At 56.6% G+C, this 23,419-nt stretch carries 16 protein-coding genes and 1 pseudogene; 15 read left to right on the top strand and 2 right to left on the bottom strand.

Annotation, left to right across the window (positions count from 1 at the left end; all coding sequences use genetic code 11):
- The first annotated feature begins 158 nt into the window (after positions 1-158).
- Positions 159-806: a phosphatidylglycerophosphatase C gene (gene yfhb, locus KGP26_RS21320; RefSeq protein ID WP_021178894.1), complete on the top strand. Its 648-nt coding sequence runs from the start codon at positions 159-161 to the stop codon at positions 804-806.
- Between the two features lie 39 nt (positions 807-845).
- Here yfhb and yiaY read toward each other — a convergent pair whose 3' ends face one another.
- Positions 846-1,997: an L-threonine dehydrogenase gene (gene yiaY, locus KGP26_RS21315; RefSeq protein ID WP_059201549.1), complete on the bottom strand. Its 1,152-nt coding sequence runs from the start codon at positions 1,995-1,997 to the stop codon at positions 846-848.
- Positions 1,998-2,325: 328 nt separating this feature from the next.
- Between yiaY and tadA the strand changes: the two genes are divergently transcribed.
- Entirely contained in the window at positions 2,326-2,832 is a 507-nt protein-coding gene (gene tadA, locus KGP26_RS21310) for a tRNA adenosine(34) deaminase TadA (protein ID WP_024484269.1), read from the top strand.
- A 15-nt stretch (positions 2,833-2,847) separates the two neighbouring features.
- On the opposite strand, the gene mltF is transcribed toward tadA, so the two are convergent.
- Positions 2,848-4,305 carry a membrane-bound lytic murein transglycosylase MltF gene (gene mltF, locus KGP26_RS21305; protein ID WP_209529340.1) on the bottom strand — a complete coding sequence of 486 codons (1,458 nt, stop codon included), beginning with the start codon at positions 4,303-4,305 and terminating at the stop codon, positions 2,848-2,850.
- A gap of 275 nt (positions 4,306-4,580) precedes the next feature.
- Here mltF and purL point away from each other — a divergent pair, with 275 nt between their 5' ends.
- The 13 genes and pseudogenes from purL to patD all read left to right on the top strand — a co-directional run bounded on the left by purL (position 4,581) and on the right by patD (position 23,337).
- On the top strand, positions 4,581-8,474 hold the full coding sequence (gene purL, locus KGP26_RS21300) for a phosphoribosylformylglycinamidine synthase (protein ID WP_196482530.1): 3,894 nt from the start codon (positions 4,581-4,583) through the stop codon (positions 8,472-8,474).
- Positions 8,475-9,296: 822 nt separating this feature from the next.
- Positions 9,297-10,733 (top strand): HAMP domain-containing sensor histidine kinase, encoded by a 1,437-nt coding sequence (locus KGP26_RS21295; protein ID WP_037376562.1) that lies wholly within the window; start codon positions 9,297-9,299, stop codon positions 10,731-10,733.
- A 3-nt stretch (positions 10,734-10,736) separates the two neighbouring features.
- On the top strand, positions 10,737-11,618 hold the full coding sequence (gene qseG, locus KGP26_RS21290; protein ID WP_021807697.1) for a two-component system QseEF-associated lipoprotein QseG: 882 nt from the start codon (positions 10,737-10,739) through the stop codon (positions 11,616-11,618).
- The gene (gene glrR, locus KGP26_RS21285; RefSeq protein ID WP_021178888.1) at positions 11,615-12,955 is read left to right on the top strand and encodes a two-component system response regulator GlrR; all 1,341 of its coding nucleotides are present in this window, start codon (positions 11,615-11,617) and stop codon (positions 12,953-12,955) included. Before qseG ends, glrR begins: the two co-directional genes overlap by 4 nt.
- Before the next feature lie 99 nt (positions 12,956-13,054).
- Positions 13,055-14,677 (top strand): NAD+ synthase, encoded by a 1,623-nt coding sequence (locus tag KGP26_RS21280; RefSeq protein WP_021178887.1) that lies wholly within the window; start codon positions 13,055-13,057, stop codon positions 14,675-14,677.
- A gap of 13 nt (positions 14,678-14,690) precedes the next feature.
- Positions 14,691-15,029: a nitrogen regulatory protein P-II gene (gene glnB / locus KGP26_RS21275; protein WP_004847623.1), complete on the top strand. Its 339-nt coding sequence runs from the start codon at positions 14,691-14,693 to the stop codon at positions 15,027-15,029.
- A gap of 180 nt (positions 15,030-15,209) precedes the next feature.
- The gene (locus KGP26_RS21270) at positions 15,210-16,133 is read left to right on the top strand and encodes a LysR substrate-binding domain-containing protein (RefSeq protein ID WP_021807699.1); all 924 of its coding nucleotides are present in this window, start codon (positions 15,210-15,212) and stop codon (positions 16,131-16,133) included.
- Positions 16,134-16,244: 111 nt separating this feature from the next.
- Positions 16,245-17,708 (top strand): gamma-aminobutyraldehyde dehydrogenase, encoded by a 1,464-nt coding sequence (locus tag KGP26_RS21265; protein ID WP_059201545.1) that lies wholly within the window; start codon positions 16,245-16,247, stop codon positions 17,706-17,708.
- A gap of 115 nt (positions 17,709-17,823) precedes the next feature.
- Positions 17,824-18,933, top strand: coding sequence for a putative ABC transporter substrate-binding protein YdcS (ydcS, locus tag KGP26_RS21260; protein ID WP_371822210.1), 1,110 nt, complete (start codon positions 17,824-17,826; stop codon positions 18,931-18,933).
- A 160-nt stretch (positions 18,934-19,093) separates the two neighbouring features.
- Positions 19,094-20,122 (top strand): ABC transporter ATP-binding protein, encoded by a 1,029-nt coding sequence (locus KGP26_RS21255; RefSeq protein ID WP_021178883.1) that lies wholly within the window; start codon positions 19,094-19,096, stop codon positions 20,120-20,122.
- 1 nt (position 20,123) lies between these two features.
- Complete coding sequence (locus tag KGP26_RS21250) at positions 20,124-21,068, top strand: ABC transporter permease (RefSeq protein WP_021807702.1); 945 nt, start codon at positions 20,124-20,126, stop codon at positions 21,066-21,068.
- The gene (locus tag KGP26_RS21245; protein WP_223664586.1) at positions 21,058-21,864 is read left to right on the top strand and encodes an ABC transporter permease; all 807 of its coding nucleotides are present in this window, start codon (positions 21,058-21,060) and stop codon (positions 21,862-21,864) included. Before KGP26_RS21250 ends, KGP26_RS21245 begins: the two co-directional genes overlap by 11 nt.
- Before the next feature lie 38 nt (positions 21,865-21,902).
- Positions 21,903-23,337 (top strand): annotated as a pseudogene (gene patD, locus KGP26_RS21240) (aminobutyraldehyde dehydrogenase).
- Positions 23,338-23,419 lie beyond the last annotated feature (82 nt).

Genomic DNA, 23,419 nt, shown 5'->3' with positions numbered 1-23,419 from the left:
AGGCCGCTAGAACGCTTGCAGCAACACTATGACTTGATGAGTTAACGCGCCTGTGGCGTTGACCAATGTCGGTTGTATCTGGTCGGTCTAGTGATTACGATAATAGCCGGTTGTATTTTCACCTGCATAATGGGGTCAACGATCCTGAGGAGTAACGTTTGACTGACAAACCGGTTGCACAGGCCCAGCGCGTGGTATTTTTCGATCTGGATGGCACTTTGCATCAGGAAGACATGTTTGGCAGTTTCCTGCGCTTTTTGCTACGGCATCTGCCGTTGAACCTGGTGCTGGTGGTGCCGCTGTTACCCATTATCGGATTGGGTTTGTTGATCGGTGGGCGGGCGACACGCTGGCCCATGAGCCTGCTATTGTGGGCAATGACCTTTGGTCGTTCAGAGGCCAGGCTGAAAGCGCTCGAGGCGAAATTCGTCGACTATTTTCGCCGTAAGGTCACCGCCTTTCCGGTCGTGCAGATGCGTTTGCGCCAGTACCTGGATGCCCAGGATGCTCAGGTGTGGTTGATCACCGGCTCGCCGGAACGGCTGGTGGAGCAGGTTTATCGGGATTCTGCGTTCCTGCCACGGGTACGGCTGGTGGGGAGCAGCATTGTGCGTCGCTACGGGGGCTGGGTGTTGCCCATGCGCTGCCTGGGCGTGCAAAAGGTGGTGCAACTGGAGCAACGCCTGGGAGCGCCATTGAAACTGTTCAGTGGCTACAGCGATAGCAAGCAGGATAACCCTTTGCTCTATTTTTGCGAACACCGCTGGCGGGTGGGTAAAGAAGGCGAGTTACAGCAGTTGGATTAAATAAGGCTCCCCCAGTCAAACGAGGGAGCCTGGCAGCGGTTACATGGCTGCTTTAAAGATGGCTACAATCTGTTCGTGGCTTGCCTGGATTGGATTGGTAAATCCGCAGGCATCGTTCAGGGCGTTAGTGGCTAACGTAGCAAAGTCTTCTTCTTTGACCTGCAGATCGCGTAAGCCAGCAGGAATTCCCACGTCTTTCGCCAGTTGGCGAATGGCGGCGATACAAGCGGCAGCCCCTTGCTCATCGCTAAGGCCTGCAACATTTACGCCCATAGCGGCGGCAATGTCTTTCAGACGCCCTGCGGCAACCTGAGTATTGAACTCTTGCACGTGCGGCAACAGCACGGCGTTACACACGCCATGTGGCAGGTTGTAGAAGCCACCCAACTGGTGCGCCATAGCGTGCACATAACCCAATGAGGCGTTATTAAATGCCATACCGGCCAGGAACTGGGCATAGGCCATGTTCTCGCGCGCCTGCATGTTTTGCCCGTCGTTGACTGCATCACGTAAAGACTCTGCAATCATGGTGGCGGCTTTTAGCGCGCAGGCATCGGTGATTGGGTTGGCGGCGCTGGAGACGTAGGCTTCGATAGCGTGGGTCAAAGCATCCATACCGGTGGCAGCGGTCAGGCCTTTTGGCATGCCAGCCATCAGGTGAGGATCGTTGACCGACAGGATCGGAGTCACGTGCTTGTCGACAATCGCCATTTTGATGTGGCGCGCTTCGTCGGTGATGATACAAAAACGCGTCATCTCCGAAGCGGTACCCGCAGTGGTGTTGATCGCAACGACCGGCAACTGCGGCTTAGCTGAGCGATCAACCCCTTCATAGTCTTTGATTTCCCCGCCGTTAGCGGCGACCAGGGCAATCCCTTTCGCACAGTCATGCGGCGAACCGCCACCCAGAGAAACGACACAGTCACAGTGATGTGCGCGCAACAGTTCCAGGCCCTGTTTTACGTTTTCCGTGGTCGGGTTGGGATGGGTGCCGTCATAGACGCAGCTTTCGATGTTCTGTGCCGCTAACAGGGCTTGCACCTGAGCGACGACGCCAATGCCGTTCAAAACCTTGTCGGTCACGATCAGTGCGTTATGCAGACCATGCTCTTTCATGGTTTTTGCCGCGTCTTCCAGACAGCCGGAACCAATCATGTTGATGGAAGGGATAAAGAATGTTGAGGCAGCCATAAACTACTCCTTATAAAGGCTTTTTGCGTGAGGTAAACATTATCGTGCTAATGCTTAAGAGAATATGATCTATCACAATTTAGTTAGAAAAAATTTGCTTAATTCTGCAGCTTGATTTTCCACCAGTTTATAACGTTTATCTGAAATTTTAAGAAATGAATAAAATTTAATCATCATTAAATATGATGTTATTGATTTGTTGGTGGCGTTTTGAGCGATCGACAAACGTGGCCGGTTCAAGCTTATTTGCATCAACAAGGCCGAGTGGCTGCGGCAAAAGGGACTAGTGTGTATAATGCCCGCCGCGATGCGCACGAGGATTGATGTGGTGAATGAATATAGTGATGAGTATTGGATGCGTCAGGCGTTAAGCCTGGCTCAACGTGCGCAGGAAGAAGGTGAGGTGCCGGTTGGGGCGCTGCTGGTGCTGGACAATCAGGTGATTGGCGAAGGTTGGAACCGGCCGATCGGCCGCCACGATCCCACCGCTCATGCTGAGATCATGGCGCTGCGGCAGGGGGGAGCGGTATTGCAGAATTATCGCCTGCTGAATGCCACGCTGTATGTCACGCTGGAGCCTTGCGTGATGTGCGCCGGGGCGATGGTGCACAGCCGCATCCGTCGTTTGGTATACGGCGCGGCCGATGAAAAAACCGGAGCGGTGGGTTCGCTGGTGGATATTCTGCGCCATCCGGGCATGAATCATCAGGTAGAAATCGTCTCGGGCGTGCTGGCAGAAGAGTGCGCCGCCACCCTCAGCAACTTTTTCCGCATGCGTCGCGAGCAGAAAAAAGCGCTGAAGCTGGCGCAGCGGGCCGGAAAAGACCCACAATAACTACATATTGAATCACTACAGGGCGAGCGCCAACTTGGCTTCCACGGCAGGATAGCCTTTGGCCAGTTCGGCCTGTTTCATAGCTTCTACCGCCTTCTTCTCTTTTTCCAACAGATAGCCCACCAGGCTGACCTGATAACGGCGGATGTTTTCCACGTAGTTATAGGCTTCGCGGCCACGGGCATAGCCATAGGTGAGTGATGGATAGTAGCGCTTCTGGCTAAGCATCGGCAGGCGCTGTTTCACGTCGACCCAACTGTCGGGGTTGCCTTGCTGGCTTTTGGTGAGTTTACGTGCGTCCAGCATATGGCCCCAGCCCATGTTATAGGCGGCCAGTGCGAACCAGATCCGCTCATCTTCTGGCACCGTGTCGGGCACCTTCGCCATCAGACGCTGCAGATAGAGCGCCCCGCCTTGAATACTTTGCTCCGGATCGAGCCTGTCGGTGACGCCCAGGCCGTCGGCAGTGGCTCTGGTCAGCATCATCAGCCCACGGACACCGGTGGGGGAGGTCGCCTGCGGATTCCAGTGCGATTCCTGGTAGGCGATGGCGGCCAGCAGCTTCCAGTCAATTTCGCTGGCATACTTTTCAAACAGCGAGCGGAAAGTGGGCAATACCGAGTCGATGGCCGACAGGAAGGTTTTAGTATCAACGTAGTCAAAACTGCCCACGTGTCCCAGATACTTCTCCTCCAACCGTGCCAGCGTGCCGTCTTCTACCCTTTGGCTATAAAAATCCAGCAGCGCGGCGTACAGGCTATCGTCATTGCTGCGCTTCAGATACCAGGTCACTGGCTCTTCATCGGTAATGTCAAAAGCGACGGCCAGCTGTGGATGGATACGCTGCAGCAGGGCAATGGTCACGGAATCGCCGATGGTGTAATCCAGCTTGCCATCGGCCACCTGTTCCAGCAGCTCTTTTGACGTCATATCGCTCGACGCTTCCCAACTGAGATCGGGGTATTTGCTTTGTTTGAGCTGCTTTAGCGTGCTGACGTGTGCCGAACCGGAGGCCACCGCCAGCTTGCCTTTGATATCGGCAAAGGATTTTGGCCGCGTGGTACCCAACCGATAAACCAACTGCTGGGAAACGGAATAGTACGCCGGGCCGGTACTGGCGCGGCTGAGGCGATCCCGGTTGTAGATTAGCCCGGCGGCGAGAATATCGGCATTGTCGTCATCGAGATCGTCAAACAGGTCATTGATGTTTTGGTGTGGGATCACCACCAGCTTGACCCCCAGGTAGTTGGCAAAGCTTTTGGCCAGCTCATAGTCAAGGCCACTCGGCCCCTGTGGGGTAGTGAAATAGGTTAACGGTGAGTTTAACGTGCTGACGCGCAGTTCCCCACGCGCTTTGATCGCCTCGAGTTGGCCTCCCTGTCCACCACGCCAGGCGATATTGGGCCACAGGGCTAGCGCCAGCAACAGGGCCACAACACCGATTAGAATGTAATTTATTTTTAGGCGTTTCAAATAGTTATCTCAAATAGATGCACGCTTTATATTGACCGGAATCAGGATTTTTTCATGGTTAAATCACCAGTGCCGGGGCATTTTGCGCAACATTACGCCAGCGTGCAACTTTATTGATAGGTTATGAGAATTCGGCAGCGGGAATAGCTTTTATCAATAATAGCTACGCAAACGGTTTCGTCGGCGGCGCGGATTATCTATAATGGCGCGCGTTTTCCCCCTGTTGCGCCCAATGAAGTGCTGAACCCAGTTGCTTCGAAGACGAGAGAACTTTGATTATGGAAATACTGCGTGGTTCGCCCGCTTTGTCGGCTTTTCGTATTACCAAACTACTGTCCCGCTGCCAGGATGCTCAACTGCCGATCGTTGATATCTATGCCGAGTACGTTCACTTTGCCGATGTCAGCGCACCGCTAAGCGCCGAAGAGCAGGCCAAGCTGCAGCGGTTGCTCAAGTACGGCCCTTCTCTCGCTGAACATGCTCCGCAAGGCCGCCTGCTGTTGGTGACGCCGCGCCCGGGCACCATTTCGCCGTGGTCTTCCAAAGCCACCGATATCGCCCATAACTGTGGCCTGACGCAGGTGGTTCGTCTTGAGCGCGGCCTGGCATTTTATGTCACAGCGCCAACCTTGACCGATGCCCAGTGGCAACAGCTTGCCTCCCTGCTGCACGATCGCATGATGGAAACGGTATTCAGCGAGCTGCAACAGGCGGAAACACTGTTCTCTCATCATCAGCCCGCACCGTATCAGACGGTGGATATCCTGGCCCAGGGCCGCAGCGCGCTGGAACAGGCCAACACCAAACTGGGGCTGGCCCTGGCGCAGGACGAGATCGACTACCTGCTGGCCGCCTTTACCGAGTTGGGGCGCAACCCAACGGATATTGAGCTGTACATGTTTGCACAGGCCAACTCTGAACATTGCCGCCACAAGATTTTCAACGCCGACTGGGTCATCGACGGCGAACAGCAACCGAAGTCGCTGTTCAAAATGATCAAGAATACCTTTGAGCAGACGCCGGACTACGTGCTTTCTGCCTATAAAGACAACGCAGCGGTGATGGAAGGTTCCCAGGTAGGGCGCTTCTTTGCCGCGCCGCAAAGCGGCCTGTATGACTATCATCAGGAAGAAGCACACATCCTGATGAAGGTGGAAACCCATAACCACCCGACGGCGATCTCGCCTTGGCCAGGAGCTGCGACCGGTTCTGGCGGTGAGATCCGCGACGAAGGCGCTACCGGCCGTGGCGCGAAGCCGAAAGCTGGCCTGGTAGGGTTCTCGGTTTCCAACCTGCGTATTCCGGGTTTCGAACAGCCTTGGGAACAGGATTTCGGCAAGCCGGATCGCATCGTCACCGCGCTGGATATCATGACCGAAGGCCCATTGGGCGGTGCGGCATTCAATAACGAGTTTGGTCGCCCGGCGCTGGTCGGTTACTTCCGTACTTATGAAGAGCGTGTCAATAGCCACAACGGCGTTGAGCTGCGTGGCTACCACAAACCGATCATGCTGGCAGGCGGCCTGGGCAACATCCGCGCCGATCATGTGCAAAAAGGTGAGATCACCGTGGGTGCCAAACTGGTGGTGCTGGGTGGCCCGGCGATGAACATCGGTTTGGGCGGCGGGGCGGCTTCTTCGATGGCCTCTGGTCAGTCTGATGCCGATCTGGATTTTGCTTCCGTACAGCGTGATAACCCGGAAATGGAACGCCGCTGCCAAGAGGTGATCGATCGCTGCTGGCAGATGGGCGATAGCAACCCGATCCTGTTTATCCACGATGTGGGGGCCGGTGGCCTGTCGAACGCGATGCCGGAACTGGTTAGCGACGGTGGCCGCGGGGGCCGTTTCGAACTGCGTGACATTCTCAACGACGAGCCGGGCATGAGCCCGCTGGAAGTGTGGTGTAACGAATCTCAAGAGCGTTATGTGATGGCAGTAGCGCCTGAGCAGATGGCGACCTTTGAGGAAATCTGCCGCCGTGAGCGCGCACCTTTTGCGGTGATTGGTGAAGCGACGGAAGAACGCCATCTGACGCTCAACGATCGCCACTTTGACAATCAGCCGATCGACATGCCGTTGGATGTGCTGCTGGGCAAAACGCCAAAAATGACCCGCGACGTGAAACGTCAGCAGGCGAGCGGCGAAGCGTTGCAGCGTGCTGATATCTCCATTGCCGATGCGGTCAAGCGGGTGCTGCACTTGCCAGCCGTGGCGGAGAAAACCTTCCTGATCACCATTGGCGACCGTACCGTCACCGGCATGGTTGCGCGCGACCAGATGGTTGGCCCGTGGCAGATCCCGGTAGCTGACTGTGCGGTAACCACGGCCAGCCTGGACAGCTATTACGGGGAAGCGATGTCGATCGGTGAGCGTGCTCCCGTCGCATTGCTGGATTTTGCCGCCTCAGGCCGCCTGGCGGTAGGGGAAGCGCTGACCAACCTGGCCGCGGTGGAAATCGGTTCGCTCAAGCGGGTGAAACTTTCTGCCAACTGGATGGCCGCAGCAGGCCACCCTGGCGAAGATGCCGGCCTGTATGAAGCGGTGAAGGCGGTGGGTGAAGAACTTTGCCCTGCGCTGGGGATCACCATTCCGGTGGGCAAAGACTCGATGTCGATGAAAACTCGCTGGCAGGAAGGCAATGAACAGCGGGAAATGACGTCACCATTGTCGCTGGTGATCACCGCGTTTGCTCGCGTGGAAGATGTGCGCCACACCGTGACGCCGCAACTGCGTACCGACAAGGGTGATAGCGCACTGTTATTGATTGACCTGGGTAATGGTCACAATGCCCTGGGGGCAACGGCGTTGGCGCAGGTTTATCGCCAACTGGGCGACAAGCCAGCCGATGTTCGCAACGTGGAGCAATTGGCCGGTTTCTTCAACGCGATGCAGCAACTGGTGGCGGATCGTGCGCTGTTGGCCTATCACGACCGTTCTGATGGCGGCCTGTTGGTCACCTTGGCCGAGATGGCATTTGCCGGGCATTGCGGCGTAGAAGTCGATATTCAGGCGCTGGGTTCCGACGCCTTGGCTGCCTTGTTCAACGAGGAACTGGGTGCGGTGATCCAGGTGCCAGCTGCGCAACTGGCAGCCGTACAGCAAGTCTTTGCCCAACACGGTCTGACGGATAACGTGCATCACCTTGGCCAGGCGCTGAGTGGCGATCGTTTCGTTATCACCAGCGCTGGCAAACCGGTGTACAGCGAAAGCCGCAGCACTCTGCGTACCTGGTGGGCTGAAACCACCTGGCAGATGCAGCGCCTGCGTGATAACCCGGAATGTGCCGATCAGGAGCACCAGGCCAAGCAGGACGAGCGCGATCCGGGCCTGAACGTCAAGCTGACTTTCGCTACGGACGACGACATCGCGGCACCTTATATCGCCAAGGGCGCACGCCCTAAAGTTGCGGTATTGCGTGAGCAAGGGGTTAACTCCCACGTTGAGATGGCCGCAGCGTTCCACCGTGCCGGTTTCGATGCGGTTGATGTTCACATGAGCGATCTGCTGGCAGGCCGCCGCGATTTGCAAGAGTTCCACACGCTGGTGGCCTGTGGCGGCTTCTCTTATGGCGACGTGTTGGGGGCTGGTGAAGGCTGGGCGAAATCGATACTGTTCAACGAGCGCGTACGCGATGAGTTTGCCGATTTCTTCCATCGCCCGCAGACCTTGGCGCTGGGCGTTTGTAACGGTTGCCAGATGATGTCCAACCTGCGTGAACTGATCCCGGGGGCTGAACATTGGCCGCGCTTTGTGCGCAACCTGTCGGATCGTTTCGAAGCGCGCTTCAGCCTGGTGGAAGTGGCCAGTAGCCCGTCGCTGTTTATGCAGGGTATGACAGGTTCGCGCATGCCGATTGCCGTCTCTCATGGTGAAGGCCATGTAGAAGTGCGCGATGCGGCGCATCTGGCGGCGTTGGAACATCACGGCCTGGTTGCGTTACGCTTTGTCGACAACCATGGTCAAGTGACCGAAGCTTACCCTGCCAACCCGAACGGCTCACCGAATGGGATTACCGCAGTGACTAGCAGCAATGGCCGCGCCACCGTAATGATGCCGCATCCAGAACGCGTGTTCCGCACCGTCAGCAACTCCTGGCATCCAGAGGAGTGGGGTGAAGACAGCCCTTGGATGCGCATGTTCCGCAACGCTCGCAAGCAACTGGGGTAATTTAACCTGAGGTTTGCGTGAAGTTTACTGAGGCGCCGCATTGGCGCCTTTTTTATTTCTTTATTTTTTAATCGGTTAGCCCGTATGTCGGTTTTTTGAGACAAAGGCCATATTGCCTGTCTCTAAAAAGAGACATTTAACTCATTGATTTTTATATGAGTTAAATCGATTGGATTTAGTTGTCGTGTTTTGGCGACGGTATGTCGGATTAATACTCAAGCTCGACTACCCAAGTAGAGCGTCGGAAGTGATATTAAAATAAATTATCCTTAATAAACAATGTAATATAAATATTTTCATAAAGTTGGCACGGAAGATGCATAATAACTATCAGTTGCTCATTCAACTTTTTATGATTGGCCCCGTCTAGCACGGAACAGCGCCTCATAAGCCATCCGAATGATGCCTAAGAAATGGTGCCTATCGTCCAACCAAACCGATAACAGACGCGCAAGCGACTTTATCAAGCATCGGACGACACGTGGAGTGAGGCACCGCCTAGTATCCAACTGTGATGATATGTTCATCAATCCCGGATACTTTTTGGATGCTATTCGTCCCAATCAGATGCCAGCTTAGTGCTACATCACCTGGGGACGAGGAGTAAGGGCATCCACATATTCCTTGCGATGGGGCATCATGCCCCAGCGTCAATATACAAACCGCATTGCCTCCGTTATTTCCCTCGATACGTTCTCAAACCACATCAGTTTCCTCTTTTGGGATAACGCGTTTTTGCTTATCTGAACGCCATTAATCCGCTGCCGGGCTTTTCTCTCCCCGGATTGTCGGTTAGCATCTGGGCAGACTAGAGATAATGAGATGATTTCTTTGAAAAGATGGCGTCTATTTCCACGCTCGTTGCGCCAATTGGTCGTAATGGCGTTCCTGCTGGTGCTGTTACCGCTGCTGGTATTGGCTTATCAGGCCTACCAAAGCCTGGATCATCTCAGCGCGCAGGCGGCGGATATCAACCGTACGACGCTGGTGGATGCCCGGCGCAGTGAGGCAATGACCAGCGTGGCGCTGGAAATGGAGCGCAGCTATCGTCAGTATTGCGTACTGGTCGATCCGACCCTGGAGCGGCTGTACCAGAACCAGCGTAAACAGTATTCACAAATGCTGGATGCCCACGCCCCGATCCTGCCGGACGAACGTTACTACCAGACACTTCGTAAACTACTGACTCAGCTAGCCACTATCAAGTGCCAGAGCAGCGGGCCGGACAAGGACGCTTCACTACTGTTAGAGTCTTTTTCACATTCCAACGCCGAAATGGTCCAGGCCACCCGTACCGTAATCTTTTCCCGTGGGCAGCAACTGCAGCAGGCGATCGCCGAGCGTGGCCAATACTTTGGTTGGCAAGCGCTGTTGCTGTTCCTGGTCAGCGTGCTGTTGGTGGTGCTGTTTACCCGCATGATTATCGGGCCCGTCAAGGCCGTTGAGCGTATGATTAACCGCCTGGGGGAAGGGCGGCCCATCGGCATGACGGCATCCTTTAAAGGCCCGCGAGAACTGCGTTCTTTGGCTCAGCGGATTGTCTGGTTGAGCGAGCGCCTGGCCTGGCTGGAATCGCAGCGCCATGAGTTCCTGCGCCATATCTCCCATGAGCTGAAAACACCGCTGGCCAGCATGCGTGAAGGCACCGAGCTGTTGGCCGATGGTGTGGCAGGCCCGCTCACCTCCGATCAGAAAGAGGTGGTGGCGATCCTCGATCAGAGCAGCCGCCATCTGCAATTGCTGATTGAGCAACTGCTGGATTACAACCGCAAACTGGCAGATGGCCCGTCGGAACATGAAAACGTCGAGCTGGAAGAACTGGTGGATATGGTGGTCGCCGCCCACAGTTTGCCGGCACGTGCCAAGATGATCCGTACGGAAGTCAAACTTGAGGCGGAAATCTGCTGGGCAGAGCCTACGCTATTAATGCGCGTACTGGATAATCTCTACTCCAATGCGGTGCACTACGGCAAGGAATCCGGTAACATTTGGATCCGCAGCCGCCAGGTCGGCCAGCGGGTACAGATTGACGTTGCCAATACCGGCAGCGCGATCCCGCAAGCGGAACGAACCATGATTTTTGAGCCTTTTTTCCAGGGGAGTCACCAGAGAAAAGGGGCCGTTAAAGGAAGCGGACTGGGGCTGAGCATTGCACAGGACTGTATTCGCCGTATGCGTGGCGAATTGACATTGGTGGATCTCGCCGATGCCGACGTCTGCTTCCGTATTGAATTGCCATTAACCGCCGAGAATGAATAAATAATGTACACAGGGTCTAATCGCGCTTATCAATCGCAGACCGAAGGTTCACCGCGTGTTTCTCTACGCGCACCGCTCGGCAAACATTCGCTTTCTTTTTTGGGCACGATCCTTTTTGCCCCGTTTCTGCTGATTGGCTGTGTCGATCGTGCCGTCAGTAGCGGCCCAGCCCAGCAGCAACAGGAAGCGATCCCGGATACCAAGGTGGTGGATTACCGCATTGCGCCTTGCGATACGCTATGGCAGCTTGACGAAAAAGAAGCCTTGGAAAACTCACTCTTTTGGCTGCGGGCGATGGACTGCGCCGATCGTATCGGCTCCACGCAGGCCAGAGCGTTAGCGAAAACCCTGCCGGGCAACAATTGGCAGGACGTGTTCAAGCAAAGCATTTTGCTGGGCAGCGCTGAGCCGAGCTCGAGCGAGCGCCGTCAGATCATCGATCGTTTGAACAGCTATCGCCTCGAGTTCCCTAACTCGCTGCGTCCATTGCTGCAACTGTGGCGTCAGCAGCAGGCGTTGCAAGTGAGCCTGTTTGACGAGCGCGCGCGTTACCAGCACCTGCAGGAAAGTTCAGACAGCCAGATCGATTCGCTGCGCCAGAACCAGATCCATCTGCAAAGCCAGTTGCAGGAGACCTCCCGCAAACTGGAGAATCTGACCGATATCGAACGCCAGCTCTCGTCACGCAAGCAAATGCAGGGGGAAATCCCGGAAAGCAGCGTGGCGCAGCCTAAAGCCGAGCCCGCAGGCAAGCCCGCAGCGCCCGCCAAAGTGGCCGAGCCCGCAGAGCCAGCCCCGGTGACTGAAACCGGTACCGCCTTGCCGGTAGAGCCGGAAGAGACCTACACGCCGCCCGCGGCCAACAAGGAGTCCCCAGCGCAATGACAGCTCGCAAACCGGCCAATCTGTTGTTGGTTGACGACGATCCCAGCCTGCTCAAGCTGTTGGGAATGCGCCTGACCAGCGAAGGTTTTCACGTTACTACGGCGGAAAGCGGCCAAGAGGCTTTGCGTCTGCTGGCCCGTGAAAAGATCGACCTGGTGATCAGCGATCTGCGGATGGATGAAATGGACGGCATGGCGCTGTTTGCCGAGATCCAGAAATACCAGCCGGGGATGCCGGTGATCATCCTGACCGCACACGGTTCGATCCCTGACGCGGTGGCAGCGACTCAACAAGGGGTGTTCAGCTTCCTGACCAAGCCGGTCGATCGCGATGCGTTGTATAAGGCGATCGATGAAGCGCTATCGCTGTCGTCGATCCCTGCCGGCGATGACAGCTGGCGTGAGGATTTTGTCACCCGTAGCCCGATTATGCTGCGGCTGCTTGAACAGGCCAAGATGGTCGCCCAGTCGGACGTCAGCGTGCTGATCAATGGCCAGAGTGGCACTGGTAAAGAGGTGTTGGCACAGGCCATCCATGCGGCCAGCCCACGGGCCAAGAAAGCCTTTATCGCCATCAACTGCGGCGCGTTGCCGGAGCAGCTGCTGGAGTCAGAGCTGTTTGGCCATGCCAAAGGGGCGTTCACCGGTGCCGTCAGCAGCCGTGAAGGTTTGTTCCAGGCGGCAGAAGGGGGCACGCTGTTCCTGGATGAGATTGGCGATATGCCGCTCTCGCTGCAGGTAAAATTGCTACGTGTGTTACAGGAACGCAAGGTGCGCCCACTGGGCAGCAACCGCGATCTGGATATTGACGTACGCATCATTTCCGCCACCCACCGCGATTTGCCTAAAGCGATGGTAAAAAACGAGTTCCGTGAAGATCTCTATTACCGTCTGAACGTGGTTAACCTGAAAATACCAGCGCTCAACGAGCGGGCCGAAGATATCCCGCTGCTGGCCAACCATCTGCTACGTGCTTCGGCGCTGCGCCACAAACCTTTTGTACGCAGTTTCTCCTCCGATGCCATGAAACGCCTGATGACCGCCAGCTGGCCCGGCAACGTGCGCCAGTTGGTGAACGTGATCGAGCAGTGCGTGGCATTGACTACGGCACCGGTGATCAGTGAAGCGCTGGTTGAGCAGGCGCTGGAAGGGGAAAACACGGCGTTGCCAACCTTTGTCGAGGCGCGCAACCAGTTTGAATTACACTATCTACGTAAACTGTTGCAGATCACCAAGGGTAACGTTACCCAGGCCGCGCGCATGGCGGGCCGTAACCGTACTGAGTTCTATAAATTGTTGTCGCGCCATGAACTGGATGCCAACGATTTCAAAGAATGATGTTTTCTTTTCTGAACCTGCATGCGCAGGTTCTCAACAAAGTAGCCGGAATGATTTACACTCCGGTTTCTTTGTTGTGGCATGGCAGACCATAGAGATATGAGCAGATCACTTTCCATTGCGTTGGCCCAGCTGAATTTGCTGGTGGGCGATATTGAAGGCAACAGCGAGCGCATGTTGCAAACCGTGCAGGAGCAGCAGAAGGCGGGAGCCGATCTGGTCATGTTCAGCGAACTGGCGCTGTCCGGCTATCCGCCGGAAGACCTGCTGTACCGTGATGATTTCTACCAGCGCTGCGATACTCAGCTAAGCCGCTTGCAGCAGGCCTCCGCCGAGGTGGCGATCCTGGTCGGCCACCCGTGGCGTGAAGACGGCAAGCTGTATAACGCGCTGTCCCTGTTCTCTGAGGGGGCTTTGCAGGCTCGTTACTTCAAGCAACAGTTGCCTAACTACGGCGTATTCGATGAGAAGCGCTACTTCCATGCGGGTGATAAAAACTGCGTGGTGGAGCTGAAAGGTTACCGCCTGGGGCTGCTGATCTGCGAAGATCTGTGGTTCCCGGAACCGGTCGATGCGGCGAAAGCGGCGGGGGCAGAGATCCTGCTGTCGATCAACGCTTCCCCGTATAACCGCGAAAAGCCGTATATCCGCAAAACCCTGATGTCCGGCCACTGCCAGCGTACAGGGTTGCCGTTGGTCTATCTGAATCAGATCGGTGGGCAGGACGAACTGATTTTTGACGGCTGTTCAAAAGTCTTTGATGCCGCTGGCAATATGACTCATCGCCTGGCGGCTTTCGCCGAGCAGGTGACTCTGCTTGAGTTCAAAGGCCTGGAAGTGGTGCCGATGACGGCTCCGGCGGCAGAGTTGCCACAGTTGGCGCAGGTGTATGAAGCGCTGGTGCTGGCCGTACGCGACTATGTGACCAAAAACGGTTTCAAAGGCGCGGTGCTGGGCTTGTCCGGTGGGATCGACTCGGCGCTGACCCTGGCGATCGCCGTGGATGCGTTGGGCAAAGACAAGGTTCAGGCCTTGATGATGCCGTTCCGCTATACGGCAGATATCAGCATCGCCGATGCCAAGGAAGAGGCCGAAATCCTCGGCATCGAATTTGACATCGTCTCGATTGAACCCATGTTCGACGCCTTTATGGGCCAGCTCGCCCCGATGTTTGCCGATACCGCACGGGATACCACCGAAGAAAACCTGCAGGCCCGCTGCCGTGGCGTGGTGCTGATGGCGCTGTCTAACAAACGCGGCAGCATCGTGTTAACCACGGGTAACAAAAGCGAGGTGGCTGTCGGTTATTGCACGCTGTATGGTGATATGGCCGGTGGTTTCGACGTATTGAAAGATGTGCCGAAAACCCTGGTGTTCAAGCTTTCCGAATACCGTAATACCGTCTCCTACGTGATCCCTCAACGGGTGATCGATCGTCCACCGTCTGCCGAGCTGGCGCCGGATCAGCTCGATCAGGATAGCCTGCCACCGTATGACATTCTGGATGCTATTCTGGAAGGTTATGTCGAGCGCGATAAATCGGTCGCCGATCTGGTTGCTGAGGGCTTTGAAGAAGCCGTGGTGCGCAAGGTGATCCGCCTGGTGGACATCAACGAGTACAAACGCCGTCAGGCCGCCGTCGGGCCGCGCATTACCGCCCGTAACTTTGGCAAAGACCGCCGCTATCCGATCACCTCCGGCTTTGGCCGTAAAAATTGGTAATTAAGGAATAAAAATGAAAAAAATTGACGCGATTATCAAGCCCTTCAAACTGGATGACGTGCGTGAAGCACTGGCTGAAGTAGGCATTACCGGCATGACGGTGACCGAAGTGAAAGGCTTTGGTCGCCAGAAGGGCCATACCGAGCTGTACCGTGGTGCCGAGTATATGGTCGACTTCCTGCCAAAGGTTAAAATCGAGATCGTGGTAGCTGACGATATCGTGGATACCTGTGTGGAAACCATCATGCAGACAGCGCAGACCGGTAAAATTGGCGACGGTAAAATCTTTGTCTTCGACGTGGCCCGTGTAGTGCGTATCCGTACTGGCGAGCAGGACGAAGAAGCGATTTAATCAAAGCCCTAACAGGCTCACAACCAAGGCGCGGCTTAGCTGCGCCTTGGTTGTTTTTGTGCACTCCCTCCCTCTTTGCGTTCTAAAAAAGCGAACGACATCGCGTTTTTCACACATTTCCTGATGGCTTAGCGGTGAGCATCTACACTCAAACCAACTGTTTTGTTTGAGGTTGCTACCATGATGACGTTACGCCAAATCCGCCATTTTATTGCCGTGGCCGAAACCGGGTCGATCTCGGCGGCGGCGCAGGCGGTGTTTGTGTCACAGTCTTCGCTCACGCTGGCGATCCAGCAGTTGGAAACCGACATTGGCGTCCGGCTGTTCGAGCGCCACGCCAAGGGAATGAACCTGACCCACCAGGGGCACCAGTTCTTGCGCCAGTCATACCTGATCCTGGCAACGGTGGATAATGCCAAGCGCAGCCTGCAGCTGGGCACTGAAAGCCTGAGCGGCAAACTGACCATCGGCGTCACCAGTCTGGTGGCGGGATATTTTCTGGTGGAACTGCTCAAGCGCTTCAAGTCTGCCTATCCCAACGTGACTATCCAGGTGATTGAGGACGAAAGGCCCTATATCGAGCATTTGCTGGTGAGCGGTGAAATCGATATCGGGGTGCTGATCCTGTCGAACATTGAAGATCGCGATGCCTTACAGACCGAAGTGCTGATGCACTCGCCGTATCGCCTGTGGCTACCGCCGCTGCACCCGCTGCTGGAGCACGAAAGCATCGGTTTGGCAGACGTGGCCAAACAGCCGCTGATCCAGCTCAACGTCGATGAAATGGACGTTCATGCCCGGCGCATCTGGGGACGCGCGGGCCTGAAGCCGGAGATCGCCATGAAAACTGCCTCCACCGAAGCGGTGCGTAGCCTGGTGGCGGCGGGCATGGGCATTGCCATCCTGCCGGATATGGCTTACCGCGCCTGGTCGCTGGAGGGCAACATGATTGAGGCGCGCAAGCTGGTGGATTTGCTGGAACCGCTGGATATCGGCCTGGCCTGGCGGCGTGGCAGTGCGCGGCCTGAATTGGTAACCCCATTCCTCACCATTGCGCGGGAGAACAGCAAAACGAACATGACCGGCCTCAAGCATTCGATTTAATCGAACGCTGCCTTCAGTATTTAGAATTTGTTGTCCGCAGTGCGCTCGCTTAGTCTGATTAAAACTAACTTATCACATTTAGTTAACGTTTTTGTCACATGAGGCAGCGCAATGGCAGAGCTACAGTTGGTTTCCGGTTTATCCTGTCGGCAATTCATTAACGGCGAGTCGCTCGAGGGTGAAGGCCATCAGGAGACCATTGTTAATCCTGCCAACGGTGAAATCCTGGTTTCTATTGCCGAGGCAACGCCAACCCAGGTGGGGCGCGCAGTTGCCGCCGCGCAGCAGGCATTTCCCCACTGGTCACGCACCACTCCCGCTTTCCGAGCAACAATCCTGCTGCGTATTGCCGATGCCATCGAACGGCAGGCAGAACATCTGGCGCGCCTTGAAGCGCTGAACTGCGGTAAACCTTTCCATCAGGCACTGAACGACGATCTGCCCGCAGCCATTGACGTATTCCGCTTCTTCGCCGGGGCCGTGCGCACCCAGCAAGGCCAGTTGGCAGGTGAATATGTTGAGGGCCATACCTCCATGATCCGGCGTGACCCGATCGGTGTGGTGGCCTCCATCGCACCATGGAATTATCCGCTGATGATGGCGGCCTGGAAGATTGCTCCGGCGCTTGCAGCCGGCAACACCGTAGTATTCAAGCCCTCCGAACATACGCCATTGACCATTCTGGCCTTGGTGCCTGCGTTGCAGGAAATCCTGCCGCCAGGCGTGTTGAACATTGTCTACGGCGGTGGCGAAGGGGTGGGCAGCCATCTGGTTGGTCATCCGCAGGTTCGTTTAGTGTCGGTTACCGGCGATATCGTTACCGGGCAAAAAATCTTGCAGGCGGCGGTCAAAAGCGTCAAGCGCACCCACCTGGAACTGGGCGGTAAAGCCCCGGTGATCGTCTGTGACGATGCCGATCTGGATGAGGTCGTCAGCAGTATCCGTACCTTCGGTTACTACAATGCCGGGCAGGATTGCACCGCTGCCTGCCGCATTTACGCCCAGGCAGGCATCTATCCGAAGCTGGTGGAAGCCTTGGGGGAAGCGGTCGCCAGCCTACGTTTTGCCCGCAAGCGTGATGAAGATAATGAAATCGGCCCGCTGATCAGCAGCCGCCAGCGTGACCGGGTCGCCAGCTTTGTCGAACGGGCTCTCAGCCAGCCACATATCGAATTGATTACTGGTGCGGCGGCACACTCTGGCCCCGGCTTTTACTATCAGCCCACGTTATTGGCTGGCTGCCTGCAAACCGATGAAATCGTCCAGCGTGAAGTGTTTGGCCCGGTGGTCAGCGTGACGCGTTTCGACACCCTGGAGCAGGCGGTGACCTGGGCCAACGATTCCGAATACGGTCTGGCCTCCTCGGTGTGGACACAGAATATCGACCGCGCGCTGCATATCGCGGCGCATCTGCAATATGGCAGCACCTGGATCAACACCCACTTTACGCTGGCGAGCGAAATGCCTCACGGCGGCTTAAAGCGCTCGGGCTACGGCAAAGATCTCTCCAGCGATTCATTACAGGATTACAGCGTTGTCCGGCACGTGATGGCGAAGTTCAAGGCTTCCTTCTAGCCACATGGCCGATAAAAAATCGGCGGCAACCGTTCCTTGCCGCATACCAACATGCAACACAGGGGTAATTACGATGGGAAAAACACACGCAATCACCACAGTCACCGCGCTCTGTATGACGATCCTTTGCGGTATGGCTCAGGCCGCCGATACGCCACAGCAGTTGGGCAAGGGGGAAGGGCGGTTGGACATCATCGCCTGGCCCGGCTACATCGAACGTGGTCAGTCCGACAAGAATTACGACTGGGTGACCCAGTTTGAGAAACAGACCGGCTGCGCGGTGAATGTGAAAACCGCCGCGACCTCGGATGAAATGGTCAGCTTGATGGCAAAAGGCGGTTACGATCTGGTGACCGCTTCTGGCGATGCCTCGCTGCGTCTGATCTACGGCAAACGCGTGCAGCCAATCAATACCGCGCTGATCCCTAACTGGCAGAATATCGACCCACGCCTGATAAACGGCCCTTGGTACAACGTGGCGGGCAAAACCTACGGTACGCCATATCAGTGGGGGCCAAACCTGCTGATGTATAACACTAAAACCTTCCCGACGCCGCCAGACAGCTGGGCCGTGGTGTTCCAGCAGCAAAACCTGCCGGACGGCAAGACCAATCAAGGCCGGGTGCAGGCTTACGACGGCCCAATCTATATCGCCGATGCGGCGCTGTTCCTGAAAGCGACTCAACCCCAGCTTGGCATCACCGACCCTTACCAACTGAACGAAGAGCAGTATCAGGCGGCACTGAAACTGCTGCGCAGCCAGCACGCGCTGATCCACCGTTACTGGCATGACACCTCGGTACAGATGAGCGATTTCAAAAACGAAGGCGTGGTGGCTTCCAGCGCCTGGCCATACCAGGCCAATGCCCTGAAAGGCGAAGGCCAGCCTATCGCTACCGTATTCCCGAAAGAAGGAGTTACCGGCTGGGCGGATACCACCATGTTGCACGCCGAGGCCAAGCATCCGAGCTGCGCCTACCAGTGGATGAACTGGTCGCTGGAACCGAAGGTACAGGGTGACGTTGCGGCCTGGTTTGGCTCGTTACCGGCAGTTCCTGCCGGTTGCAAAGCCAGCACCTTGCTCGGTGACAAAGGGTGTGAAACCAACGGTTTCAACCAGTTTGACAAAATTGCCTTCTGGAAAACGCCACAGGCCGAGGGCGGCAAGTTCGTCCCTTATAGCCGCTGGACCCAGGACTACATCGCCATCATGGGCGGTAGATAACCCTTATAGCACTCACCTGCGAGCGCCAGACGGCTCCCCTGTGGGGGACCGATCGAGTTTGCTGAGATGACCTTTTTACTTCCCAAAGAGCAGGGACTAACAGCTCCCTCTCCCTTTGGGAGAGGGTTGGGGTGAGGGGCAACATTTTGGAGCGTACATCATGACCATTGCTGTGCAATTTATCGATGTCTCGCGCATTTTCGGCGATGTTCGCGCCGTAGATCGGGTTTCTGTTGAAATACAGGACGGCGAGTTTTTCTCCATGCTTGGGCCTTCAGGCTCGGGTAAAACCACCTGCCTGCGGCTGATCGCTGGCTTTGAACAACTTAGCTCCGGCTCCATCCGTATTCATGGGCAAGAGGCGAGCAATCTGCCGCCTTACCAGCGCGATGTGAACACCGTGTTCCAGGACTATGCGCTGTTCCCACACATGTCGGTGCTGGAGAACGTGGCCTACGGCCTGATGGTGAAAGGCGTTGCCAAGCGTGAACGGCTGGCGCGGGCGAATCAGGCATTGGAAAGCGTGGCATTGGGGTTTGCTGCCGAACGTAAACCGGCGCACCTTTCCGGTGGCCAACGTCAGCGCGTGGCTCTGGCTCGTGCATTGGTCAATCGCCCACGCGTGCTGCTGCTGGACGAACCGCTTGGGGCGTTGGACCTGAAATTGCGTGAGCAGATGCAGGGGGAGTTGAAGAAGCTGCAACGCCAACTGGGAATCACCTTTATCTTCGTTACGCACGATCAAAGCGAAGCCCTGTCGATGTCCGATCGGGTGGCGGTATTTAACAATGGCCGCATTGAGCAGGTAGATGCGCCTCGCGAACTGTATATGCGGCCAAGAACGCCGTTTGTCGCCGAGTTTGTCGGCACGTCCAACGTGGTACGCAGCGAATTGGCGGAGCGGTTGCTGGGGCAATCGGCCACCTTTTCGATCCGCCCGGAGCATATCCGCCTGCTGGATCAAAGCGGCGCAACGCAGGGGGAAGTTCAGGTTCAGGGTACCTTGCAGGATATCCATTACCAAGGGGCGGCGACACGCTATGAAATCGCCCTGAGCAGCGGTGAGAAACTGCTGGTCAGCCAGGCTAACCCACAGTGGCAGGCCGTGGCACAGCAGCGCCTGATCGGTCAGCCGGTCACCGCCTGTTGGGCCAGAGAGGCAATGGTGCCGCTGCTGGAGGAGAGGTGAGATGGACATGAGCATCGAGCAGCCGGCAGCGCCCGGCGGTAAAATTCGCGCGATTTCCACCTACCTGTACCGCAAGCCAACGCTGTATCTGCTGCTGTTGCTGGTGCCACCGCTGCTGTGGTTTGGGGCGGTGTATCTGGGCTCGCTGCTGACCCTGCTGTGGCAGGGCTTTTACACCTTCGACGACTTCACCATGACGGTGACGCCGGATCTGACCTTCGCCAACCTGAGCGCGCTGTTCAACCCGGCCAACTACGACATCATCGTGCGTACGCTGACCATGGCGGTGGTCGTTTCGCTGGCCAGTGCGGTATTGGCATTCCCCATCGCCTATTACATGGCCCGATACACCAGCGGCAAGGTAAAAGCGTTCTTTTATATCGCCGTGATGATGCCGATGTGGGCCAGCTACATCGTTAAAGCCTATGCCTGGACGCTATTGCTGGCGAAAGACGGCGTGGCGCAGTGGTTCCTGCAACATATGGGGCTGGAGCCGGTATTGGCGAGCATTCTGAGCATTCCCGGCGTAGGGGGTAATACGCTATCCACTTCCGGTCTTGGGCGCTTCCTGGTGTTTGTCTATATTTGGCTGCCGTTCATGATCTTACCGATCCAGGCGGCGTTAGAGCGCTTGCCGCCTTCGTTGCTGCACGCTTCTGCGGATCTGGGCGCGCGCCCGTCCCAAACGTTCCGCTATGTGATCCTGCCGCTGGCGGTACCGGGTATCGCAGCCGGTTCCATCTTTACTTTTTCGCTGACGCTGGGTGATTTTATCGTGCCACAGCTGGTGGGGCCGCCGGGCTACTTTATTGGCAGCATGGTGTATGCCCAACAGGGGGCGATCGGCAATATGCCGATGGCGGCCGCCTTTACGCTGGTGCCGATCGTCCTGATCGCCATTTATCTCTCGATTGTGAAACGCCTGGGGGCCTTCGATGCACTCTGAACGCGCGCCGTTAGGGCTGAAACTGGCCGCCTGGGGTGGCCTGATCTTCCTGCACTTCCCGATAGTGATTATTGCCATGTACGCCTTCAATACCGAAGACGCGGCATTCAGCTTCCCGCCGCGGGGCTTCACCCTGCATTGGTTCAGCGTGGCGGCGGGGCGGCAGGACATTATTGATGCGGTACTGCTTTCGGTACAGATCGCCTGCCTGGCCACGGCGATTGCGCTGGTGCTTGGCACGCTGGCCGCAGCGGCGCTGTATCGCCGGGATTTCTTCGGCAAGGACAGCATTTCTCTGCTGCTGCTGTTACCTATTGCCTTGCCGGGGATCGTCACCGGTCTGGCATTGCGGGCGGCGTTTAAGGCGCTGAACATCGAACCGGGGATCATGACGATCGTCATCGGCCATGCCACCTTCTGCGTGGTGATCGTGTTCAACAACGTGATCGCCCGCTTCCGCCGTACCTCACACAGCCTGATCGAAGCCTCGATGGATTTGGGGGCCGATGGCTGGCAGACCTTCCGTTACGTGATCTTGCCGAATCTGGGCTCGGCACTGCTGGCGGGAGGAATGCTGGCGTTTGCCCTGTCATTCGACGAAATCATTGTGACCACCTTCACCGCCGGGCACGAACGTACGCTGCCGCTGTGGCTGCTGAACCAGTTGGGCCGCCCACGTGATGTGCCGATCACCAACGTGGTCGCGCTGTCGGTGATGGTATTGACGATGTTCCCGATCCTGGGCGCGTACTACCTGACCAAAGGCGGAGAAAGCGTCGCCGGCAGCGGTAAATAACACCTTAATTGATGCCAATATTTTCAAAGGATAACCCTATGCAAAGCCAACTGCTGATTAATGGTCAACTGGTTACCGGCCAGGGCGAAAAGTTGCCGGTCTACAACCCGGTAACGGGAGAAGTGATTGTTCAAGTGGCCGAGGCCAGCGCACAGCAGGTTGAAGAGGCCGTGCAGGCCGCCGATGCAGCGTTTGAGCAGTGGGGGCAAACCACTCCGAAAGAGCGTGCCGAACACTTACTGGCGCTGGCGGACGTGATTGACCAGCATGCGGAAACCTTCGCCAAACTGGAATCCCTCAACTGCGGCAAGCCTTATCACTGCGCGTTGAATGACGAACTGCCTGCGGTGGCCGATGTCTTCCGCTTCTTTGCCGGTGCCAGCCGTTGCCTGAGTGGCATGGCGGCTGGTGAATATCTGGCGGGGCACACTTCGATGATCCGTCGCGATCCGTCGCGATCCGTTGGGGGTGGTGGCTTCGATTGCTCCCTGGAACTACCCGCTGATGATGGCCGCCTGGAAGTTGGCACCCGCGTTGGCGGCAGGGAACTGCGTGGTGATCAAACCTTCTGAACAGACGCCGTTAACCACCTTCAAGCTGGCCGAACTGGCCGCTGGCGTGTTCCCACCGGGCGTGCTCAACGTGCTGTTTGGCCGTGGCGCCAGCGTGGGCGATGTGCTGACCGGCCACGACAAGGTGCGCATGGTGTCTCTTACCGGCTCTATTGCTACCGGTGAGCATATCATTGCCCATACCGCTCCAGGGATTAAACGCACCCATATGGAGCTGGGCGGCAAAGCGCCGGTAATCGTCTTCGATGATGCCGACATTCAGCAGGTTGTTGACGGCATCCGCACCTTCGGTTTTTACAATGCCGGGCAGGATTGCACCGCTGCCTGCCGGATCTATGCGCAAAAAGGCATTTACCCACAGCTGGTGAAAGCGCTGGGTGAAGCGGTGGCCAGCTTGAAGATCGGGCCACCGGAAGACAGCAGTACCGAATTAGGGCCGTTGATCACTTCCCAGCATCTGGAGCGGGTGATTGGCTTTGTTGAGCGGGCCAAAGCACTGCCTCATATCCAGGTGATCACCGGGGGCGAAAAAGTCGCTGGCCCTGGCTTCTATTTCCAACCAACGCTGTTGGCAGGCGCGCGCCAGGAAGATGAGATTGTCCAGCGTGAAGTGTTTGGCCCAGTAGTGACGGTGACGGAGTTCGACGACGAGGCGCAGGTACTGGCCTGGGCCAACGCCTCCAATTACGGTCTTGCTTCCTCTTTGTGGACGCGTGACGTAGGGCGTGCCCATCGCCTGAGCGCGCGTTTGCAGTATGGCTGCACCTGGGTGAACACCCACTTTATGCTGGTGAGCGAAATGCCGCACGGCGGGCAGAAGCTGTCGGGCTATGGCAAAGACATGTCGATGTACGGGCTGGAGGATTACACCACCATTCGCCACGTGATGTTCAAACACTAATCTGCTTGATCTGGTAGGATTTATACGCACAATAACGCGGCTCTCAGGCTGGCTTCGGCTGGCCTGATAATAATAAAGAATA

The organism is Serratia sp. JSRIV002 (assembly GCF_019968725.1).
Classification (GTDB): domain Bacteria; phylum Pseudomonadota; class Gammaproteobacteria; order Enterobacterales; family Enterobacteriaceae; genus Chania; species Chania fonticola_B.
This window is presented reverse-complemented; position numbering and strand designations above follow the sequence as displayed.

Excerpts from the sequence above, each read along its gene's own strand:
- yiaY (WP_059201549.1), bottom strand. The coding sequence starts at position 1,997 with ATGGCTGCCTCAACATTCTTTATCCCTTCCATCAACATGATTGGTTCC.
- KGP26_RS21295 (WP_037376562.1), top strand. The coding sequence starts at position 9,297 with ATGATTTCTTTGAAAAGATGGCGTCTATTTCCACGCTCGTTGCGCCAA.
- qseG (WP_021807697.1), top strand. The coding sequence starts at position 10,737 with ATGTACACAGGGTCTAATCGCGCTTATCAATCGCAGACCGAAGGTTCA.
- glrR (WP_021178888.1), top strand. The coding sequence starts at position 11,615 with ATGACAGCTCGCAAACCGGCCAATCTGTTGTTGGTTGACGACGATCCC.
- KGP26_RS21280 (WP_021178887.1), top strand. The coding sequence starts at position 13,055 with ATGAGCAGATCACTTTCCATTGCGTTGGCCCAGCTGAATTTGCTGGTG.
- glnB (WP_004847623.1), top strand. The coding sequence starts at position 14,691 with ATGAAAAAAATTGACGCGATTATCAAGCCCTTCAAACTGGATGACGTG.
- KGP26_RS21270 (WP_021807699.1), top strand. The coding sequence starts at position 15,210 with ATGATGACGTTACGCCAAATCCGCCATTTTATTGCCGTGGCCGAAACC.
- KGP26_RS21265 (WP_059201545.1), top strand. The coding sequence starts at position 16,245 with ATGGCAGAGCTACAGTTGGTTTCCGGTTTATCCTGTCGGCAATTCATT.
- ydcS (WP_371822210.1), top strand. The coding sequence starts at position 17,824 with ATGACGATCCTTTGCGGTATGGCTCAGGCCGCCGATACGCCACAGCAG.
- KGP26_RS21255 (WP_021178883.1), top strand. The coding sequence starts at position 19,094 with ATGACCATTGCTGTGCAATTTATCGATGTCTCGCGCATTTTCGGCGAT.
- KGP26_RS21250 (WP_021807702.1), top strand. The coding sequence starts at position 20,124 with ATGGACATGAGCATCGAGCAGCCGGCAGCGCCCGGCGGTAAAATTCGC.
- KGP26_RS21245 (WP_223664586.1), top strand. The coding sequence starts at position 21,058 with ATGCACTCTGAACGCGCGCCGTTAGGGCTGAAACTGGCCGCCTGGGGT.